The organism is Tenacibaculum discolor, from assembly GCF_003664185.1.
Classification (GTDB): domain Bacteria; phylum Bacteroidota; class Bacteroidia; order Flavobacteriales; family Flavobacteriaceae; genus Polaribacter; species Polaribacter discolor.
In genome coordinates, this window is record NZ_RCCS01000004.1 from 186,718 (window position 1) to 204,620 (window position 17,903).

18 protein-coding genes are annotated in these 17,903 nt (G+C 30.6%); 2 read left to right on the plus strand and 16 right to left on the minus strand.

The window, feature by feature from the left end; genetic code table 11:
* Nucleotides 1–75 precede the first annotated feature (75 nt).
* The 10 genes from C8N27_RS01310 to prfA all read right to left on the minus strand — a co-directional run bounded on the left by C8N27_RS01310 (nucleotide 76) and on the right by prfA (nucleotide 9,558).
* On the minus strand, nucleotides 76–627 hold the full coding sequence (locus C8N27_RS01310) for a hypothetical protein (RefSeq protein ID WP_121145921.1): 552 nt from the start codon (nucleotides 625–627) through the stop codon (nucleotides 76–78).
* Nucleotides 628–639: 12 nt separating this feature from the next.
* The gene (locus C8N27_RS01315) at nucleotides 640–2,103 is read right to left on the minus strand and encodes a type IV secretory system conjugative DNA transfer family protein (protein ID WP_121145923.1); all 1,464 of its coding nucleotides are present in this window, start codon (nucleotides 2,101–2,103) and stop codon (nucleotides 640–642) included.
* A complete protein-coding gene (gene mobV, locus C8N27_RS01320; RefSeq protein ID WP_121145925.1) occupies nucleotides 2,087–2,740 on the minus strand; it encodes a MobV family relaxase in 654 nt (217 codons plus the stop codon). The genes C8N27_RS01315 and mobV overlap by 17 nt, the downstream gene beginning before the upstream one ends.
* Nucleotides 2,741–2,855: 115 nt before the next feature.
* Nucleotides 2,856–3,722 carry a DUF8464 domain-containing protein gene (locus C8N27_RS01325; RefSeq protein ID WP_167444707.1) on the minus strand — a complete coding sequence of 289 codons (867 nt, stop codon included), beginning with the start codon at nucleotides 3,720–3,722 and terminating at the stop codon, nucleotides 2,856–2,858.
* 394 nt (nucleotides 3,723–4,116) lie between these two features.
* Nucleotides 4,117–5,205, minus strand: a complete 1,089-nt coding sequence (locus C8N27_RS01330; RefSeq protein ID WP_121145929.1) for a replication initiation protein — start codon at nucleotides 5,203–5,205, stop codon at nucleotides 4,117–4,119.
* A 6-nt stretch (nucleotides 5,206–5,211) separates the two neighbouring features.
* A complete protein-coding gene (locus C8N27_RS01335) occupies nucleotides 5,212–5,484 on the minus strand; it encodes a helix-turn-helix domain-containing protein (protein ID WP_121145931.1) in 273 nt (90 codons plus the stop codon).
* A 107-nt stretch (nucleotides 5,485–5,591) separates the two neighbouring features.
* Nucleotides 5,592–6,323: a hypothetical protein gene (locus C8N27_RS01340; RefSeq protein WP_121145933.1), complete on the minus strand. Its 732-nt coding sequence runs from the start codon at nucleotides 6,321–6,323 to the stop codon at nucleotides 5,592–5,594.
* A gap of 8 nt (nucleotides 6,324–6,331) precedes the next feature.
* Nucleotides 6,332–7,384, minus strand: a complete 1,053-nt coding sequence (locus tag C8N27_RS01345; protein ID WP_244174701.1) for a tyrosine-type recombinase/integrase — start codon at nucleotides 7,382–7,384, stop codon at nucleotides 6,332–6,334.
* A gap of 608 nt (nucleotides 7,385–7,992) precedes the next feature.
* A complete protein-coding gene (gene rpsU, locus C8N27_RS01350) occupies nucleotides 7,993–8,181 on the minus strand; it encodes a 30S ribosomal protein S21 (RefSeq protein WP_099215259.1) in 189 nt (62 codons plus the stop codon).
* A 300-nt stretch (nucleotides 8,182–8,481) separates the two neighbouring features.
* The gene (prfA, locus tag C8N27_RS01355) at nucleotides 8,482–9,558 is read right to left on the minus strand and encodes a peptide chain release factor 1 (RefSeq protein ID WP_099215258.1); all 1,077 of its coding nucleotides are present in this window, start codon (nucleotides 9,556–9,558) and stop codon (nucleotides 8,482–8,484) included.
* A gap of 78 nt (nucleotides 9,559–9,636) precedes the next feature.
* Here prfA and C8N27_RS01360 point away from each other — a divergent pair, with 78 nt between their 5' ends.
* Nucleotides 9,637–10,068 (plus strand): DUF6265 family protein, encoded by a 432-nt coding sequence (locus tag C8N27_RS01360; RefSeq protein WP_099215257.1) that lies wholly within the window; start codon nucleotides 9,637–9,639, stop codon nucleotides 10,066–10,068.
* Between the two features lie 51 nt (nucleotides 10,069–10,119).
* Here C8N27_RS01360 and C8N27_RS01365 read toward each other — a convergent pair whose 3' ends face one another.
* The 4 genes from C8N27_RS01365 to C8N27_RS01380 are packed head-to-tail and all read right to left on the minus strand — an operon-like array spanning nucleotide 10,120 to nucleotide 14,504.
* Nucleotides 10,120–11,298, minus strand: coding sequence for an AIR synthase related protein (locus tag C8N27_RS01365; RefSeq protein ID WP_121145937.1), 1,179 nt, complete (start codon nucleotides 11,296–11,298; stop codon nucleotides 10,120–10,122).
* Nucleotides 11,299–11,345: 47 nt separating this feature from the next.
* The gene (locus C8N27_RS01370) at nucleotides 11,346–11,840 is read right to left on the minus strand and encodes a GNAT family N-acetyltransferase (RefSeq protein WP_121145939.1); all 495 of its coding nucleotides are present in this window, start codon (nucleotides 11,838–11,840) and stop codon (nucleotides 11,346–11,348) included.
* A 19-nt stretch (nucleotides 11,841–11,859) separates the two neighbouring features.
* Nucleotides 11,860–12,321, minus strand: coding sequence for a GNAT family N-acetyltransferase (locus C8N27_RS01375; protein WP_208639296.1), 462 nt, complete (start codon nucleotides 12,319–12,321; stop codon nucleotides 11,860–11,862).
* The gene (locus tag C8N27_RS01380) at nucleotides 12,321–14,504 is read right to left on the minus strand and encodes a glutamine synthetase III family protein (RefSeq protein ID WP_099215253.1); all 2,184 of its coding nucleotides are present in this window, start codon (nucleotides 14,502–14,504) and stop codon (nucleotides 12,321–12,323) included. The genes C8N27_RS01375 and C8N27_RS01380 overlap by 1 nt, the downstream gene beginning before the upstream one ends.
* A gap of 184 nt (nucleotides 14,505–14,688) precedes the next feature.
* Here C8N27_RS01380 and C8N27_RS01385 point away from each other — a divergent pair, with 184 nt between their 5' ends.
* Nucleotides 14,689–15,699 (plus strand): glutamine synthetase beta-grasp domain-containing protein, encoded by a 1,011-nt coding sequence (locus C8N27_RS01385; RefSeq protein WP_099215252.1) that lies wholly within the window; start codon nucleotides 14,689–14,691, stop codon nucleotides 15,697–15,699.
* Between the two features lie 73 nt (nucleotides 15,700–15,772).
* Here C8N27_RS01385 and C8N27_RS01390 read toward each other — a convergent pair whose 3' ends face one another.
* The gene (locus C8N27_RS01390; RefSeq protein WP_121145941.1) at nucleotides 15,773–16,714 is read right to left on the minus strand and encodes a calcium/sodium antiporter; all 942 of its coding nucleotides are present in this window, start codon (nucleotides 16,712–16,714) and stop codon (nucleotides 15,773–15,775) included.
* A 79-nt stretch (nucleotides 16,715–16,793) separates the two neighbouring features.
* Nucleotides 16,794–17,876, minus strand: coding sequence for a PepSY-associated TM helix domain-containing protein (locus C8N27_RS01395; RefSeq protein ID WP_121145943.1), 1,083 nt, complete (start codon nucleotides 17,874–17,876; stop codon nucleotides 16,794–16,796).
* Nucleotides 17,877–17,903: the final 27 nt, after the last annotated feature.

Below are 17,903 nucleotides of genomic sequence, written 5' to 3' on the forward strand. Positions count from 1 at the left end.
TAAGACACAATTCGCGGTTGTGCTTATATCATTTCTTAATGTAGTAGGTAATCTATCTTATAGATTGCCTGCTCTTTAATGTACTTCTAAGTCATTCCTAAACACGTTTTTAAAAGTTAATAAATCTCGATACCTATATAATTTATAGATCATGAATGACATACAACCAGCTACAAACAACATTACTATGCTAAAAGAAAAAACTACTTTTTGAGCATCTAGATTAATTGTTGTTACCGTTCCATCTTGAAAGTTGACTTGCTCATAAGAAGGAGAAAAACCTTTTAAATATTCTACTGGTATCTCAAAAGGCAATGCAGCCATTGGGAAGACCATATAAGCTATTATTATATAGAAAACGACTGTTAACACTCCATTGATTAATATTGTCCATAAAACAGCCTGTATAACAGTATCATCAACTATTATCTTCCTGTATAAATAAAGCACTACTAGTCCTAAAAAGTAAAAGACTAATGATGATGTGAACACATAATCCAAGGTACTTTGATACTCATTCTTTTTCAATGCTATTATTGAAAACTCTACTGAATAGTACAGTATTATTAAAGCAATAATCAATACTATATATTTTGCAAATTTTAAAATTAGACTTACTCCTGACATGTTATTTATTTTTTATAGTTTAAATTTTTGTGGTGCTTCTACCTTAGCTCCGATTCCTCTTACTAAGTATTTTATATCTTGATATATGGTTTCATACATATTTCTATCATCATCTCCTGACTTCAATTTAAAAGATTCTTTATCCTTTTTTAAATAATGATTTCCGTTCACTCTATCGTTTTCCACAAACGAATAATTCCCTTCAGAAATAAGCCCAAAACATTCCCCTGGCTTAAACTTGATAATCTTTTCATTTCTCAAAATATTTCTCTCCTTATAACTAGTTGTTTTAGATGTTTTGAATGATAAATCTGTCGACTTGTTTTTAGATATATCTTTAACCAATCTTACCCCTAATAGTTTTTCAAAATGTGCCAATGTCTTAGGGTTTGTTGTTCTAAACAAAAACTGACTTCCCATGTTTGAAATAATTGATGAGGCAACATTCTCATCGTATCGGGTGATTAATTGTGATAAATCTTGAATAGCTAAAATGTTGGCTATTTTATTAGACCTTGAAGTTTCAGGAATATCAACATAATTAGGAATACTCAGCACTGGGAACTCATCTAAAATAACGGCGCTTTCATGTTGCCCTGGTTTATTCATTTTTTTAATGATTAAACCAACAATACTACTATAGATCGGACTATATAAATCTCTCTTTTGAAGATTAAACACAAGGTTTATGATATTTGGAGATTCAAGATCATTAGGTAACTTTATACTTTCATCAGTTACTAGGTTTCTAAAGATTTTTGGAGTGTCCAACGAACTGAAAAAAGCTGTAAATGTGGAAAGAATACTCCCTAATAACTTAGGATCTTTTTTAACAGTTTTTAAGATTGTTGCGCTTCTTGATGCTTCTTGATCTGAAGACAACAACATAATTAACTCTTCAGCACTAACGGTTAAAAAAAGCGCTACGATATGAGGTATAGTTGAAAATCTCTCATCTCTATTTCTAAGAAAAATAATAACTCCTGTTAGGACACTTTTTGCTGAATTGAAAAAGTATTTTGCATTATCATCTTTCGGAATACCCACAATACCTGATAGAAAATAATTAGAAAAATCAATTATATCATTTTTATCATTACATAAAGTTAGAGGATTTAGTTTATCATAATTTTCATCTAATGAAAAGTTTAAAACCGACTTCCCCCATTTTTTACTTTCTTTATTAATCAAAGGAGTAAGCTCTCCTTTCGGATCTAAGATCAAACACCCTCTATATTTAATCATGTAAGCTATTAATGGAATTATGAATGAGTATGTTTTACCACTCCCTGCTCCTCCTATAGCTATAGCTCCTTTATTTAGGTTATTTATGTAATATTTTTTCGAACGACCTTTAAGATAAAAATCAGTATTTTCAAACTTTCCTTTTACAATATCTGAAAGCTTTAAATTTCTGCTCTTTATTATTCTATAAACTATTATTAGAATAATAATTATACTAGTGATTCCTTTCATAGTTCTGTGTTTTATTATATTGATTTGGTTTTCTATGTTTCGCTGTTGAACCTAGCTCTCCTCTTTCCATTCCGTATTTTTTCATCATTTCAGCATATGCTGTTTGTTGGCTTGACAAGTCTTTTTTCCCGTTTATAAATTCTTTTGCACTTAATCTACCATCTTCAGTTATTGGTGTTACCACAACCTCACAGTGATATGTTTTTTCATCTGAATGTAGATGCATAGAAACTATATTATCTTCTCCGTAGATATCAGAAACAAACTTCTTATTATCCGCCATCCATGATTTATATAAGCTTTCATCTCTGAATATTTCATTCATCTTTTCATGATCTGAAGAAAAAATATATTCAATAGCTTTTACAGCATCTTTTCTGATTTTCTTATCAAGCTTATATCGTTCTCTTATCTTATCATTTACTCTTTTTTGTAAAGGATTATCTTTTGTATAAGCTGTCCATTCTTTTTGACTATAAGCATTTCCTTTATCGTCCCAATGAACATTTTTACTTACTTCTTTTGGATTTGCATTTTGTGGTGAAATTGTCTCGCCATTGTATGAGCGATCAATATGTTTTCCAATGCCATTCATGTTGCTTTTTATCTTCATGCAACGCATTACTGCATAACTCATATTTATATTTTTTTGAATTGTTTTTTGTATCGTACTATAGAATTAGGTATAGTTTTTTTTCTGTGATTACAGAAAATGAAAAGAATTTATATTGAAATACACAGCTAAAAAATTTTTAATGCCTTTCATTTTTTATTGAAGTTAAATATTCGTTTAAATCATTAAACCCTTTATAAAACTCACTACAATCCATAACTTTTTCATGAACCTTTGAAATTAACTCCATAGCCTTTTTTCCTGAGTCATCATTATCAAAGTAGCAGTAAACATCACTATACTCTTTCAATTCTCCTATTGCTTTATCTACTAAGGAAGTTGAGTTTAAAACAATAAAATCATCATTTAAAGTTTCGTTTTTATAAATAGTTAAATAAGAAAGAAAATTAATGAAGCCTTCAAATAAACAAACTCGAGAACTTGCATTTTTAATAGTTGAAATATCTTGTTTAAGTAAACACCCTTTGAAAAATTTATTCCTAATAGCATACCCTTTAGAATCATTTACAAAAGCTATAGCAAAATAATTTTTATCATTTAGAGAATAATAAATCTCTTTACAGTATTTCTTTGCTATATCTAAATCAACCTTTCTTGAAGATAAATAATCCAATAATGCCACATGATTAAGAGGCTGTACTCTTTTAATAATATAATTCACCTCTTCTTTTCTAGTCTCTCTATCATTAACTTGCTGATGAAAGGAAAAAGATCCATTTAAAATATTTAAATGACCAAGAGCTTCAGAAACAGAACAGTTAAAAATATGAACCACTAAATCAAGCGTATTCCCTCCTATACCCTGAGAAAAATTATACCATACATTCTTACTAATATCCACTTTTAAAGATGCTGTTTTTTCATTTCCATAAAAAAACCAAACTTCACTTCCCTTCTGTTTGCTCTGTTTTAAATTTAATTTTCTAGCAATACTCAACACATTCATCTTTTTTGCTTTTTGACAGTTAAATTTTTCTCTTTTCATTAGTAATTTTTTTTTAAAATTTGACATTATAAACTACTGTAGTTATTTTTCTTTTTAATTATTTAACAGTAGTATTTTCAGCACTCTGAACACCTTACTATTAAAGGTCAAACTTAGGATAAGTGTGAGGGTAAGTCCTTTATCTTTTGTGAGAGTACATCCTTAACAAACTATGAGGTTACATCCTGAATATGTGAGTGTATATCCTTAAAGTATGAGTCGATATCCTTAATCATTTGCTAAAACATGAATTAATTCTATTAAACTATGAGGCTGCATCCTTAATATGTGAGGTTATATCCTTGAAGTATGAGGTTATATCCTTAAACTGTGAGGTTACATCCTTAAAATGTGAGGCTTTGTCCTTAAATTTTATATTTAAAATAGATGTTTTCTAGCCCTTTTTTAATTCAGGAAATAAAACTTGGTATAAATACCCCGAGATATTCTTAATCTCTTTTTGAGATTTTCGCTCATAAAACTTAGCTAGTTTGTCATTATCGTAAACCTTTCTATCAACATTCCTCATCCAGCGACCATACATCTCTTGATATCCAATTCTTTTAATCAAAAAGATTACTTGCTCTTTATCCAAATTACATTCTATAAAAAACTCTAAACATTTCAGCTCATCATCAGTTAAGTCTTTACCTAAAGCATTAAACCTAAACTCTAAATGAGTTATCTTTCTTCCCGTCTTTGTTTTCTTAGAAATTTTCAAATTATTAATATCATTACTTATATCACCATTAATTGAGTTTATTGCAGGACGCAAAAAATCTCTTTCAAAATGACTATATCTTGGACAATTATCTTTGAATTCAAATTTATCCTGAGAAATGAATATAAATTTTAGCTGATCTTGCTCTTTTAAAGGTTTTAACGTTGATTTATCGACTAATTCAATATAACCTAAATACATCTTAAGTTCCTTAAAAGAAATCTTACAAAATCCAGTATTTTTAAATTGAGAAATTATCTCAAAAAATTTCTTTCGTCGAATACCTTTAATTCTAAATGAGGAGTTTTCAATTTGAGTGTGACCTATATACTTTAATCTTTTTCCTTTAGGCGTAATATCTTTAATGTAATTAACTAAATTTTCTTTGAAAAAAAAGATTTTACCAAATTTACCAAGTTCAATTTTTAATGTTTCAGAGTTCTCTGAATCGACTTGTACATTATCCACTATATTGAATGATATAAATGAATTATTTATATTATTATAAAATGCTCCTCCAACTTTTTTAATTTCGTCTGCGAATTTGTGAAACTCAGAAAAAGAATAAGTATCATTCTTTGATATACTTTTAGCCTCTAAATAATCGTTAAATGAGATACTAATATTATCCTTTGGTGTTCCAAAAAAATCTATTTTACTTTGAATTAAATAGACAATATCCTTATGAATTTCCTTATCTAATTTAAACACACTTCTAGTAAAAAAGTTAGCTTGATTCAAGTATTTATTACGCAGCTCCATAACAAACTATCTTTTGTACTTTAATGATTTAACATCATTCATAGGATTAAACAGCTCGCTATGAGGAATAAGTATTTTTCTCCCCATACGAGTTGCTTTTATCTTACCTTTTTTAACAAGATTCCTTATTGTCTGTTTGGAACATTTAGATATCAAAGAAGCTTCAGTAACTGAGTAAATTTTATCGTTATTATCAATTTTATTTACTTCTTTTAATTCTTCTAATGAAATACAAATTTTCTCTAGTTGTAAATTAATTTTTTCGAACGGATTATCCATTATTGCAACGTTTTTGATTCATTGCAAACTTGAAGCTAAATCGTTGTTTTTAACGCTTTTTTCAATTCAATTAATTCAATTGAATGAAATTGAACTTGAAATTAACATTATTTATCCCCTATAAACCCAAGCTCATTAAGGTAGAATTTTTCAGCATTACTTTGAAGCATCTGTTTCTCATTAATATCATTTATACTGTTAATTATATACTCTTTTTTAGCAAAAAAAGAATATACGTCCCTATCATGTTTAAAAAACTCTATTGTTAAGTTATGGAACTTTTTTTTGTTTTTGAAATTGTTTATTAAGTAATCGTTATTTTTTAATTTAAAATACAAACAAGCAATCCCATACTTAGCTCCCTTCCATTCACCATTTCTATTAACGAGATCTGTCTTATTAATTTTATCTACAAACTCTTCATACAAACCTTCTTTGAAAAGATCTTTAAATTCATTTACTTCCTCTTCTTTCTCTCTTTCCGTCTTAAGATAATGCTTATCTTCAAGTCTTGAAAGCTGTTTCTTAAACTTAGATTCTGTAAAATAGTTAGGAAAAATCTCTTCTAGTAATATTTTTAATAATATTAAGATTAATAGCAAAGCTAAAACCACTATTCCACCCCATATTAATATTAAAAAAATATTATTTACCAAAAAAACTTTTTTGAAGGCTTCACCAAAAACTAACATTAGTATTAAGATAAAAGGAATTAATACAATATATAATTGCTTCTTAAGAAACTGTTTTTTTATTCCTTTTTGTAAATCAATAATCTTGTATACTAGTATACCAAATAAATCAAAAAATGTATTAAGAAATAGAGCTATTTTTTTCATGCTTTAAATTATTTTTTATTCTCAAATCCTATATTAAACACCTGGTCAACTGCTTCTTTTTTCTCTGAATCACTAACCTGATAATATTGGTTCAGCGTTTTCATATCTTTATGCCCGGTAATTGATGCTATAAGCTTATCACTCTTTCCTTGCCTCTTCATCATTGTAATAAAAGTTCTTCTAGCTGTATGAGTACTTATTCTATCATAAAAAGCCATTTCTTCTTTTATATTTTCTTTCCCTTTTGTTGTAACTTTCTCTACAAGATTAGTGTAGCCCATTTTTTCGAACACTTCTTTTATATACTTATTTTGTTTTTGATTAGCTATCAACGGAAGTTTGTAATTATATTTTTTCAAAAGATGCTTTGAAATATTACTCAAAGGAATTTCTCTTGCTATTTTAGAACTGTCCTTATCTTCTTTTAAAATGATATAATTATCAGTAACATTACTTTTTTTTATCAATGAAAGCTCTCCAAATCTCATTCCTGTTACACAGGCAAAAACAAATACATCTCTAACTTTTTCAAGTCTTTCAGACTTCAAATCATATACAAGTAGATTCTCTAAGTCTTCTAAAGTTAAAGCTACCTGTTGTGTAATTACTTTATCTAATTTTTTAAAACCAACAAAGCTATTGTTATAAGTATATTTATTATTTAAAGCCCAATACATAAATGTTTTAAACAAGCCTACATTTCTAGAAAATGTATTATTAATATGTTCTAAATCATCAAGACAGTATGAAGTAAACTCGCTATAAAACCTGTCATTTATATTACTGAATATCAATTTATAGTTCTTTGCTTTTTGAAAGTTTTCTAAGATATTTTTAATGTTTTTGTAACGCTTTATCGTTGAAGCTGACCATTCCTTTTTTTTGATTTTTTCAGTAGTAAAATTGTTATATGCTTCGAAAAAATTATTTGCTACACCAGAAGTTTTCTTAAACTCTTCATCAAATACTTTTTTTAATGTTTTAGAAGTTAATTCTTCCTTCATTTTTTTATACAAACTAACTGTTTCCATAAACAAATTAGAATGTCTATCAAGTTGCATTTTGATACTTTTTGAGAACTTGGAAGTCTTTCCCCTGGTCAAAGGCATTTTGTTTTTAAAATCCCAATATTTAGGTTCTATCTTCTCTCCTGTAGAGTATACAAATGTTTTACCTTCATTTTTAAAGGAAGTTCTAAAAAATATAAGAGTCTCTTTATCCTGATTTGGATATTTTAATCTGAAAGAATATTTCATAGCGCTAAAAACAAATAGGTGTCGTTTTTGGTGTCTAAAATGTTATAGTTAAACATAACTTCTAAGTTTAAACAAATATAACAATTCCCACAAAATCAATACATTTAAAGCTAAATATTCTTTGAAGTTATAACAAAAAAAAGAAAGTTCAATACTCGGCGTCTCCACTTTTTAAAAATCTCAACTATTTTTAACTAACTAGTTGAGATTTTTCATTTACTATAGTTTTATATCCAAAAATCAGCGTTTATTAAATGTTTCAATTCAAATCTATACTCATATCATTAATAGCTTTTGCAATTGCTATCGGTTTAACTAACTTTTTAAAAAGAAAACGAAATAACTATTAAATTTATACAAACAAAAAGCGCAACCAATTTGGTTGCGCTTTTGTATTTTATGTAGCTATACTACTATTCTTCTTTAAATAACTGCTCTTTATAAGCTGCTTTTTGAATTTGTGCTCTTCTTGTTACAGAAGGCTTAGTGTATTGCTTTCTTTCTCTTAATTCTTGTAAAACTTTTACGTTTCTAAATTTACGCTTGTAACGCTTTAAGGCTCTATCGATATTTTCACCTTCTTTTACAACTATTCTTAACATACTATAAGGTTTTATTATTAGACATACTTTAAGTCATATAAATTACAGCACAATACTACACATAGCATGAACTATGATTTACATGATATTTATTTTAGATTAAAAATTCTATTGAAAACGCTTTGTAAAGCAACTGAAGACTATAGAATCTGATGGTTACAGAAAAATAGTATAAAGACTTGTAGATTTTCTCCTAAAAGGACAGAACATTAATATTATGCAAAGGTATGTTTTATTTATCGGCTCTACAAGAATTTGAGACATTAAAAAAGGCGTTACTAAAATAGTAACGCCTTTTAATTAAATAGTTTCTCCCAGTTCTTTTAACTTAGAAGTATTTTCTGCGAGCATTAACTCGTCTATAATTTTTTGAATATCTCCATTTACAATGTTTGATAAATCGTATAAGGTCAATCCTATTCTGTGGTCTGTTACACGTCCTTGAGGATAATTATACGTTCTAATTTTTGCAGAACGGTCTCCTGAAGTTACCATCGAACCACGTTTTGCAGCATCTGCTTCCTGCTTCTTCGCCAACTCCATATCGTATAAACGAGAACGTAATACTTTAAACGCTTTCTCTTTGTTTTTATGCTGCGACTTTTGATCTTGACATTGCGCCACTAATCCTGTTGGGATATGCGTTAAACGTACTGCTGAATACGTAGTGTTTACCGACTGACCTCCTGGTCCTGATGAACAGAAGAAATCGATACGTACATCTTTTGGGTTGATTTCTACATCAAACTCTTCTGCTTCTGGAAATACCATACAAGTTGCTGCCGATGTATGCACACGTCCTTGAGTTTCTGTTTGAGGTACACGTTGTACACGGTGTACACCTGCTTCAAACTTTAACGTTCCGTATACATCTTCTCCTGTAACTTCAAACTGAATTTCTTTAAATCCACCATTAGTTCCTTCAGAAAAATCTACTGTAGAAACTTTCCACCCTTTACTTTCACAGTATTTGGTGTACATTCTAAACAAATCACCTGCAAAAATACTCGCTTCATCTCCACCAGTACCCGCACGTAATTCTACTACTGCATTTTTTGAATCTTCTGGATCTTTTGGAATTAATAAAAACTTAATCTCTTCTTCCAATTCAGGAATACGAGTTTTTGCTTCATCCATTTCCATTTTCGCCATTTCAACCATTTCTGCATCCGATCCGTCAGCAATAATTTCCTTAGCTTCTTCTATATTGTTTAATAAAGTTTTGTACTCGTCTGCTTTTTTTACAACCTTTCCTAAATCTTTATATTCTTTATTTAATTGTACATAACGTTTCTGATCAGAAATAACATCTGGTTGGATGATTAAGTCTGAAACCTCATCATAACGTTGTTTAACTATCTGTAATTTATCTAGCATAGTATCTTTTCTTGGGGTGCGAATTTACGATTTTTTATCGAATTTTATTCATATCTTTAGTTCATTAAGTCTTTTGTTATGCGAATTTTAATCTTATTTTTTACTTGTACACTACTTTTTTCTTGTCAGCAAGAAAAGAAAATCACAAAACCTACTTGGTTGTTTGGTAAATGGGAACGTGTTCATAACGAAGCTGATAAAAGGACTTACGAGTTTTGGGAAAATGATTTTTCTGGAATTGGTTTTTCCTTACAAAAAAACGATACTGTATTTAAAGAGATCTTACACATCATTACTAAAAACGATTCGTTGTTTTTACAAGTAACTGGTGTAAATGAAAATCCTACTTTATTTGCCTTTACACAACAAACAGATACTTCTTTTACTGCGGAAAATAAACTGAATGAATTCCCTACTTCTATCCATTACTGGAAAGAGAATGGTCAACTAAAAGCTTCCGTAGCTAACGATGAGTTTTCTATTGATTTTGTTTTTGATAAAATGAAATAAAAAAATCCTCAGATTTCTCTGAGGATTCTATATTACTTTTATCTTGTTGAATTAATATTCAAAAGTTCCATATTCACTTTTAATAGTTAATTGCTTTTTATCAGACGCCTCTACTCTACCAACAACTTGTGCGTTTACATTGAATGATTTTGAAATAGTAATGATATCTTCTACTACTTCTGGAGATACATATAATTCCATTCTGTGACCACAATTAAAAACTTGATACATTTCTTTCCAATCTGTTTTTGATTGTTCTTGTATTAATTTGAATAATGGTGGAATTGGAAACATATTATCTTTCACAATATGTAAGTTATCTACAAAATGTAAAATTTTTGTTTGTGCTCCTCCTGAACAGTGAATCATTCCATGCACATCTTCAGAAGAATATTTTGATAAAATTTCTTTAATAATAGGTGCATACGTTCTTGTTGGTGACAACACCAACTTACCAGCATCAATTGGTGAATCTGCTACCTCATCTGTTAGTTTTGTATTTCCTGAATACACTAAATCTGACGGTACAGATGCATCAAAACTTTCTGGGTATTTCTCTGCTAAATATTTATGAAACACATCATGACGTGCAGAAGTTAATCCATTACTTCCCATACCCCCATTGTATTCTTTCTCGTAAGTAGCTTGTCCGAAAGACTCTAAACCAACAATTATGTCTCCTTCTTTGATATTTGCATTATCAATTACATCAGCACGTTTCATACGAGCAGTTACTGTAGAATCAACGATTATTGTGCGAACTAAATCTCCTACATCGGCAGTTTCACCTCCTGTTGAGTGAATGGTTACTCCGAATTCTTTTAACTCATTAATTAACTCTTCTGTTCCGTTAATAATTGCTGATAAAACTTCTCCTGGAATATTGCTTTTATTACGCCCGATTGTAGAAGACAACATAATGTTATCTGTAGCACCTACACATAATAAATCATCAATATTCATGATTAAAGCATCTTGAGCAATACCTTTCCATACAGAAATATCTCCTGTCTCTTTCCAGTACATGTAAGCTAAAGACGATTTTGTTCCTGCACCATCAGCATGCATTATTAAACAGTAATCATCGTCATTTGTTAAGTAATCAGGAACTATTTTACAAAAAGCTTTTGGAAATAATCCTTTATCAATATTCTTGATTGCGTTGTGTACATCTTCTTTAGATGCCGATACTCCGCGTTGTGCGTAGCGTTTAGATACTTCGTTACTCATGTGTTGTGTTGTTGTTGCCGCGAAATTACTTTAAAAACAGGAAACTATCAAAGTAAATATTGTTTTTTACTTCGTCTTTCATACAATACGGTATCTCTCCACACTCCATCTAATTCTGCTATTTTTTCTCGATAACCTATCTTTCGAAAGCCATATTTAAGATGTAGCTTAACACTTGCTTCATTTTCGGGAAATAAACTTGAATATAACGTCCAAATACCATTATTTTCTGAAGATTTTACAACAGCATCCATCAATAAACTTCCTATACCTTTTCCTAATACTCCTAACTTCACATAAACACTTACTTCTGCTACTCCTCTATATTCAAATCTTGTTGATACTGGGGCTATAGCACACCAACCTAATATCTTATTATCCTCAATAGCTATAAACCGAGTATGTTGATGGTGTGAGGTATTCCATTCCTCCCAACTAGGAACTTTTGTTCTAAAAGTAGCGTTTTTTGTAGCGATACCTTCTTTATAAATTTCAGCTACTTCCTTCCAATGATTTTGAGTAAGTTTAACTACCTCTATCATATTATTTACCTTAAACTATTTAGTTCAATGTTTTTTTAAAGCATATACTCGATTCTACAGCTTTATAAGGGCCATAGTTCGGTATAACGTCATATTCATTTTTCTTATACAAATGTACCGCTGGCTGCATGGTTTTACTAGTTTCTAAAACAACAGAGCTAAACTGCTCTTCTCTTGCCCACTCTTCCAGTTCTTTTAAAATCAAGGTTGCTATATTTTTTCCTCTGTATATTGGTTTAACGTACATACGTTTAACCTCAACAGTTCTATCATCAATTCGCTTAAAAGCACCACAACCTACCTCCACCTTATTTAGGTAACACACCACTATATACTGTAGTTTATCTATGGTGTTAAATCCCTTAAAAAAAGTATCTTGATCACCGTTAATTCCTGAGAGGTATTCGTCTAGTTCTTTTACTAGACGAATAAAACTCTCGTGAGTGGAATTTAATCTTTCTAAACTTATTTTATCACTCATTATCTAGTAAACAATAACTCTCTATACTTAGTTAAAGGCCAAAGGTTATCATCAACCATTAACTCTAACTTATCACAGTGATAACGAATTTCATCAAAATAAGGTTTTACTTTATTACAATATGCATCTGCATTTTTCTGCCCTTCCAGCTTATTCGCTTTTTTACGTTCTTCAATCATATCTTCAACTTTTGAATTTATTTCAGCAATATGATTTGATATTTTTTGAATTAAATCAATTTGTTCGTTAGCATACTTCTCAAAATTATTTCCAAAAATTTCTTTCAGTCCTCTTACGTTTTCTATTAAGGTATTTTGGTATTGAATAGCGATTGGTATAATATGATTTCTTGCAATATCACCCAACACCCTACTTTCAATTTGAATTTTCTTTGAATATTCTTCCAACTCGATTTCATGGCGTGCTTCTACCTCTACCTTATTCATTACGCCCATTTCTTCGAAAAGAGAAATTGCTTTTTTTGAAATCTTTGCTTTTAAAGCTTCTGGGGTTGTTTTGTTATTTGACAAGCCTCTTTTCTTTGCTTCTTTCTCCCAAGCTTCTCCATACCCATCTCCCTCAAATCGAATACTTTTTGATGCCTTAATATATTCTCTTAACACATTAAATATCGCCTCATCTTTTTTAAGTTTTTTGCTATCAATTAATTTATCTACTTCTTCTTTAAATTCATTTAATTGTCTAGCTATAATCGTATTTAGTACTGTCATAGGTCCTGCACAGTTAGACCATGAACCTACAGCACGTAACTCAAACTTGTTTCCTGTAAAGGCAAAAGGTGAAGTTCTATTTCTATCAGTATTATCTAATAAGATTTCAGGAATCTTACCTACAATATTTAGTTTTAGATCTGTTTTTTCTTCAGGTGATAGTTTTCCTTTCGTTACATTTTCTAGCTCATCTAATACCGATGATAATTGTGAACCTATGAAAACTGATATGATTGCTGGTGGCGCTTCATTTGCCCCTAAACGATGATCGTTACTTGCACTTGCTATAGACGCCCTTATTAATTCTTCATAATCATGAACCGCTTTAATGGTATTTACAAAAAAGGTTAAGAATTGTAAATTCTTCATTGGAGTTTTTCCCGGACTTAATAAATTAACTCCTGTATTGGTAGATAAACTCCAGTTGTTATGCTTTCCTGAACCATTAATTCCTGCAAATGGCTTTTCATGGAATAACACTTTAAATTTATGACGTTGCGATACTTTTTCCATGACATCCATTAATAATGAATTATGATCTACCGCTAAGTTGGCTTCTTCAAAAATTGGTGCTAATTCAAACTGATTTGGTGCTACTTCATTATGACGTGTTTTAACTGGTACTCCCAACAGCATGCATTCATGTTCCAAATCACGCATAAAATTCAATACTCTTGTAGGTATTGATCCAAAGTAATGATCATCTAATTGTTGGCCTTTTGCTGGAGCATGTCCTAACAATGCTCTACCTGTCATCATAATATCAGGACGTGCTGCTGCTAATGCCGTATCAATTAAAAAATACTCTTGCTCCCAACCTAAGGTTGCATTTACTTTACTTACATTCTTATCAAAATACTTACAAACTGCTGTAGCTGCTGTATCAACCGCTTGTAATGCTCTTAGCAATGGTGCTTTATTATCTAACGCTTCACCTGTATATGCTACAAAAACTGTTGGAATACATAAGGTAGTACCATAAATAAACGCTGGTGATGTTGGATCCCATGCCGTATAACCACGTGCTTCAAAAGTATTTCGAATTCCTCCGTTAGGAAAACTCGATGCATCTGGCTCTTGTTGCACCAACTGACCTCCATCAAACTTCTCCATTGCTCCTCCTCCTTCAACAGTTTCAAAAAACGCATCGTGCTTTTCTGCTGTAGACCCCGTTAAAGGTTGAAACCAGTGTGTATAATGTGTTGCTCCTTTAGATAATGCCCAATCTTTCATGCTTACCGCAATCTGATCAGCAGTTTTTCTATCAATCTTAGTTCCAAATTCAATAGCATCCATTACACTTTGGTATGCCTCTTTGGTCATATATTGACGCATTGCTTGTTCATTAAACACGTTTTTACCAAACAATTCTGAACGACGTTCATTTTCTTCTACTACAACAGTTTCTCTATGTAAAACCTCTTGTAAAGCATTTAATCTTAAAGTTGACATATAATAAAGTATTAAATTAGACAATCAAAAATACATTTTTAAAACAAACACCCCTAAAAAAATAGGGGTTAAATTAATTTAAAGTTAATTTTAAACAAAAACACCCTAAAAAATTTTGACTTTTGATAAAAAATACTCAATTTTGCCCCATAATTGACTCGAAAACAACACAAAAACAAAAATCATGAGTAAATCAAAATTAGAATACATTTGGTTAGATGGTCATGAACCAACTCAAAACATGCGTAGTAAAACTAAAGTTGAAGAAAACTTTAGCGGTAAATTAGAAGATTGCGCTATTTGGTCTTTTGATGGAAGTTCAACAGAACAAGCTTCTGGAGGTGCTTCTGACTGCCTACTTAAGCCTGTTGCTATTTATCCTGACCCAACTAGAAAAAATGGATTCTTAGTAATGTCTGAAGTTTTAAATGCTGACGGTACTCCGCACGCATCTAATGCACGTGCTAAAATTGATGATAACGATAATGATTTTTGGTTTGGTTTTGAGCAAGAGTATTTCTTAATGGATACTAAAACTGATTTACCTTTAGGATTCCCACGTGGTGGATTTCCTGGACCTCAAGGAAAATACTACTGTTCTGTAGGTGGAAGATACACTTGGGGAAGAGATTTTGTGGAAGAGCATGCTGACTTATGTATTGAAGCTGGTTTAAACTTTGAAGGAATTAACCAAGAAGTTGCTCCAGGGCAATGGGAATTCCAATTATTTGCTAAAGGCGCTAAAAAAGCTGGTGATGAAATTTGGGTTGCTCGTTATTTATTAGATCGTTTAACTGAAAAATACGGTTATTATATTGAATATCACCCAAAACCTGTAAAAGGAGATTGGAATGGTTCTGGTATGCATGCAAACTTCTCTAACACTACATTAAGAACTTGTGGTTCTAAAGAAACTTACGAAAAAATTTGTGAAGCATTTAGACCTGTTACAGATGAGCACATGGATGTGTACGGAGCTAACAATGATGAGCGTTTAACTGGTTTACACGAAACAGCCCATGTATCTGACTTTAGTTATGGAGTTTCTGATAGAGGTGCTTCAATCCGTATTCCTATTATTACTGTAGAGAAAGGTTGGAAAGGTTGGTTAGAAGACCGAAGACCTGCTTCAAATGCTGACCCTTACAAAGTAGCTGGTAGAATTATAGAAACCGTAAAAGGTGCCAACATATAATTAACAAACACAACAACACAACTAAAAAAGCCGCTAATAGCGGCTTTTTTTATTTTAATACTAGTTTCTTCATTTACGAAATAGTTAGATAAATAAAGGTTGCATACGCTGCTAATAAGATAATTCCATCTCTCCATCCTAAACGCATACCTTTTGGAATAAACACTAAAGGGAGTATAGCAAACGAAACCCCTAACATCCAATAAATATCATTGTTTATTAAACTATATGCATCTGGTTTCACTTCAACAGGAGTAATCATTGCTGTAATACCTAAAACCGCTAAAATATTAAACACATTAGAACCTACTAGGTTTCCTAATGAAATGGCTTTTTCTTTCTTTAATACTGCAATAATTGATGCCGCTAATTCAGGAACACTTGTTCCTACCGATACTACTGTTACTCCAATTATAGCATCACTAACTCCTAAATTCTTTGCTAAACTTACTGAACCATTTATTAATAATTCTGATCCACCCCATAAACCAACTCCACCTACTGCTAAAAACAGTACTATTTTGTATAATGGTAACTCTTCATCATCTTCAGGCATTTCATCAACAACAGCTTGTTTTTGAAAACGTAGTAAATAAATTAAAAACACGACTAACATTCCAAATAAAATGGCTCCTTCATAAAACTGAATTATTTTATCATTCACAATAAAGAAGTACAACATCACGGAAGCAATCATCATTACTGGCCAATCTGTTTTATAAAAACTTTTTTCTACATCAATTGACGATAGTATTACTGTTATTCCCAATACTAAACCTAGGTTCGCAATATTAGATCCTATAACGTTTCCTACTGCTAACCCAGTAGCTCCATCTAAAGCTGATTTAATACTTACGATTAATTCTGGTGCTGATGTAGCAAGCGATACCACTGTCATACCTATTACTATTTTTGGTATATGTAATTTAAGTGATAGACCTACTGCTGCCTTTAACAGCCAATTCCCTCCTAACACCAACAATGTTAAACCAATAATAATATATAGAATGCTCATAAAATATTTTTTGGGCGAAGATAAGATTTTTAGCAAGCAAATATGAAAACAAATTCAGCTACTACCTCTAAGAAAAATGTTAATTAATAGTCTTTTTTAATCGTTTAGTTTTTGAGCTATAAACCTTATAACCTGTGATTAATAAAATTAAAGGTACCAAACCTGATATAAACACTAAGACCCTACCTAATACCCCAACTATTTCTCCTATATGTATTGGATAAAACTGAGCTACTATCCTATTATTATTTGGATCAAAATCAAAACTTGATAACGTTCGCAACTTACCTTGTTGATTTAGCTCCATTTCTTTTGTTCTTCTAAGTCCTGATTTGATAAATCGATCTTTTATATATCTTAGTTTATAAACTCCTAAACTGTCTTTCGGATAATAAATAGCTCTTAATACATATTTTCCATCGGTTTGTAATACTGCCTCTTCCAAGGAAAAAATCTTAGCTTGTTTTGCTTCATTATCCAAGATTATTTTATCTGAACCATTAAAAATAGACAAAGCTGATTTATAGGTTTTATGATAAGTAAAGTAACCTCCTGTAAATGCAATTATCATTAATGGCAGCAAAAAATAAATTCCGAATACTTTATGTAAATTGAAATGAAAACGTTTCTTTTTGGGTTTCCACTTCATCGTAAATCCTTTTGATAGGTTATTTTTATATGCTTTCCACCACATATAAAACCCTGTTGTTAACAAGAAGAAACAGAATAACAAAGCACTTGTGCCTATAATATACTTACCTATTGTAGGTATTCCTAATGTACGGTGTAACTTCAGAAGTGTTTCAAAAAACTGTATGGACACCGATTTTTTACCTAAAAAAACTCTTGTTTTCGGGTGATAATACAATGTTTTTCCGTTTTTATAATTTATTGAAATTGTTTGCTGCTCTCTGTAAGGCAAAAAAACTTTATTTACTTCTCCTTCATTCTGCGTAGCTAAAAAATACGCAGAATTTAAAATTGTTTTTTCTTTTATTTTAGAAAAATCTTCAACCTTTAATAATTTCGAATTTAGTAATGAAGTTATTTCTGGTTGCCAAACATACAATGATCCCGTTAAGCCTGAAAATGATGCAATAATCCCACAGCTAAGACCTAGCCATAAATGTATTTTCCAAATTATTTTATATATCTGCTGCAATTGATATCTTTTATTTTTAAAACCCAG

Bases quoted from the DNA above. Each gene is read 5' to 3' on its own strand.
- C8N27_RS01335 (WP_121145931.1), bottom strand. From the start codon at position 5,484: ATGGATAATCCGTTCGAAAAAATTAATTTACAACTAGAGAAAATTTGT.
- C8N27_RS01340 (WP_121145933.1), bottom strand. From the start codon at position 6,323: ATGAAAAAAATAGCTCTATTTCTTAATACATTTTTTGATTTATTTGGT.
- rpsU (WP_099215259.1), bottom strand. From the start codon at position 8,181: ATGTTAAGAATAGTTGTAAAAGAAGGTGAAAATATCGATAGAGCCTTA.
- C8N27_RS01380 (WP_099215253.1), bottom strand. From the start codon at position 14,504: ATGTCAACTTTAAGATTAAATGCTTTACAAGAGGTTTTACATAGAGAA.
- C8N27_RS01310 (WP_121145921.1), bottom strand. From the start codon at position 627: ATGTCAGGAGTAAGTCTAATTTTAAAATTTGCAAAATATATAGTATTG.
- C8N27_RS01315 (WP_121145923.1), bottom strand. From the start codon at position 2,103: ATGAAAGGAATCACTAGTATAATTATTATTCTAATAATAGTTTATAGA.
- mobV (WP_121145925.1), bottom strand. From the start codon at position 2,740: ATGAGTTATGCAGTAATGCGTTGCATGAAGATAAAAAGCAACATGAAT.
- C8N27_RS01345 (WP_244174701.1), bottom strand. From the start codon at position 7,384: ATGCAACTTGATAGACATTCTAATTTGTTTATGGAAACAGTTAGTTTG.
- C8N27_RS01375 (WP_208639296.1), bottom strand. From the start codon at position 12,321: ATGAGTGATAAAATAAGTTTAGAAAGATTAAATTCCACTCACGAGAGT.
- C8N27_RS01365 (WP_121145937.1), bottom strand. From the start codon at position 11,298: ATGAGTAACGAAGTATCTAAACGCTACGCACAACGCGGAGTATCGGCA.
- prfA (WP_099215258.1), bottom strand. From the start codon at position 9,558: ATGCTAGATAAATTACAGATAGTTAAACAACGTTATGATGAGGTTTCA.
- C8N27_RS01385 (WP_099215252.1), top strand. From the start codon at position 14,689: ATGAGTAAATCAAAATTAGAATACATTTGGTTAGATGGTCATGAACCA.
- C8N27_RS01330 (WP_121145929.1), bottom strand. From the start codon at position 5,205: ATGGAGCTGCGTAATAAATACTTGAATCAAGCTAACTTTTTTACTAGA.
- C8N27_RS01390 (WP_121145941.1), bottom strand. From the start codon at position 16,714: ATGAGCATTCTATATATTATTATTGGTTTAACATTGTTGGTGTTAGGA.
- C8N27_RS01360 (WP_099215257.1), top strand. From the start codon at position 9,637: ATGCGAATTTTAATCTTATTTTTTACTTGTACACTACTTTTTTCTTGT.
- C8N27_RS01325 (WP_167444707.1), bottom strand. From the start codon at position 3,722: ATGAAAAGAGAAAAATTTAACTGTCAAAAAGCAAAAAAGATGAATGTG.
- C8N27_RS01370 (WP_121145939.1), bottom strand. From the start codon at position 11,840: ATGATAGAGGTAGTTAAACTTACTCAAAATCATTGGAAGGAAGTAGCT.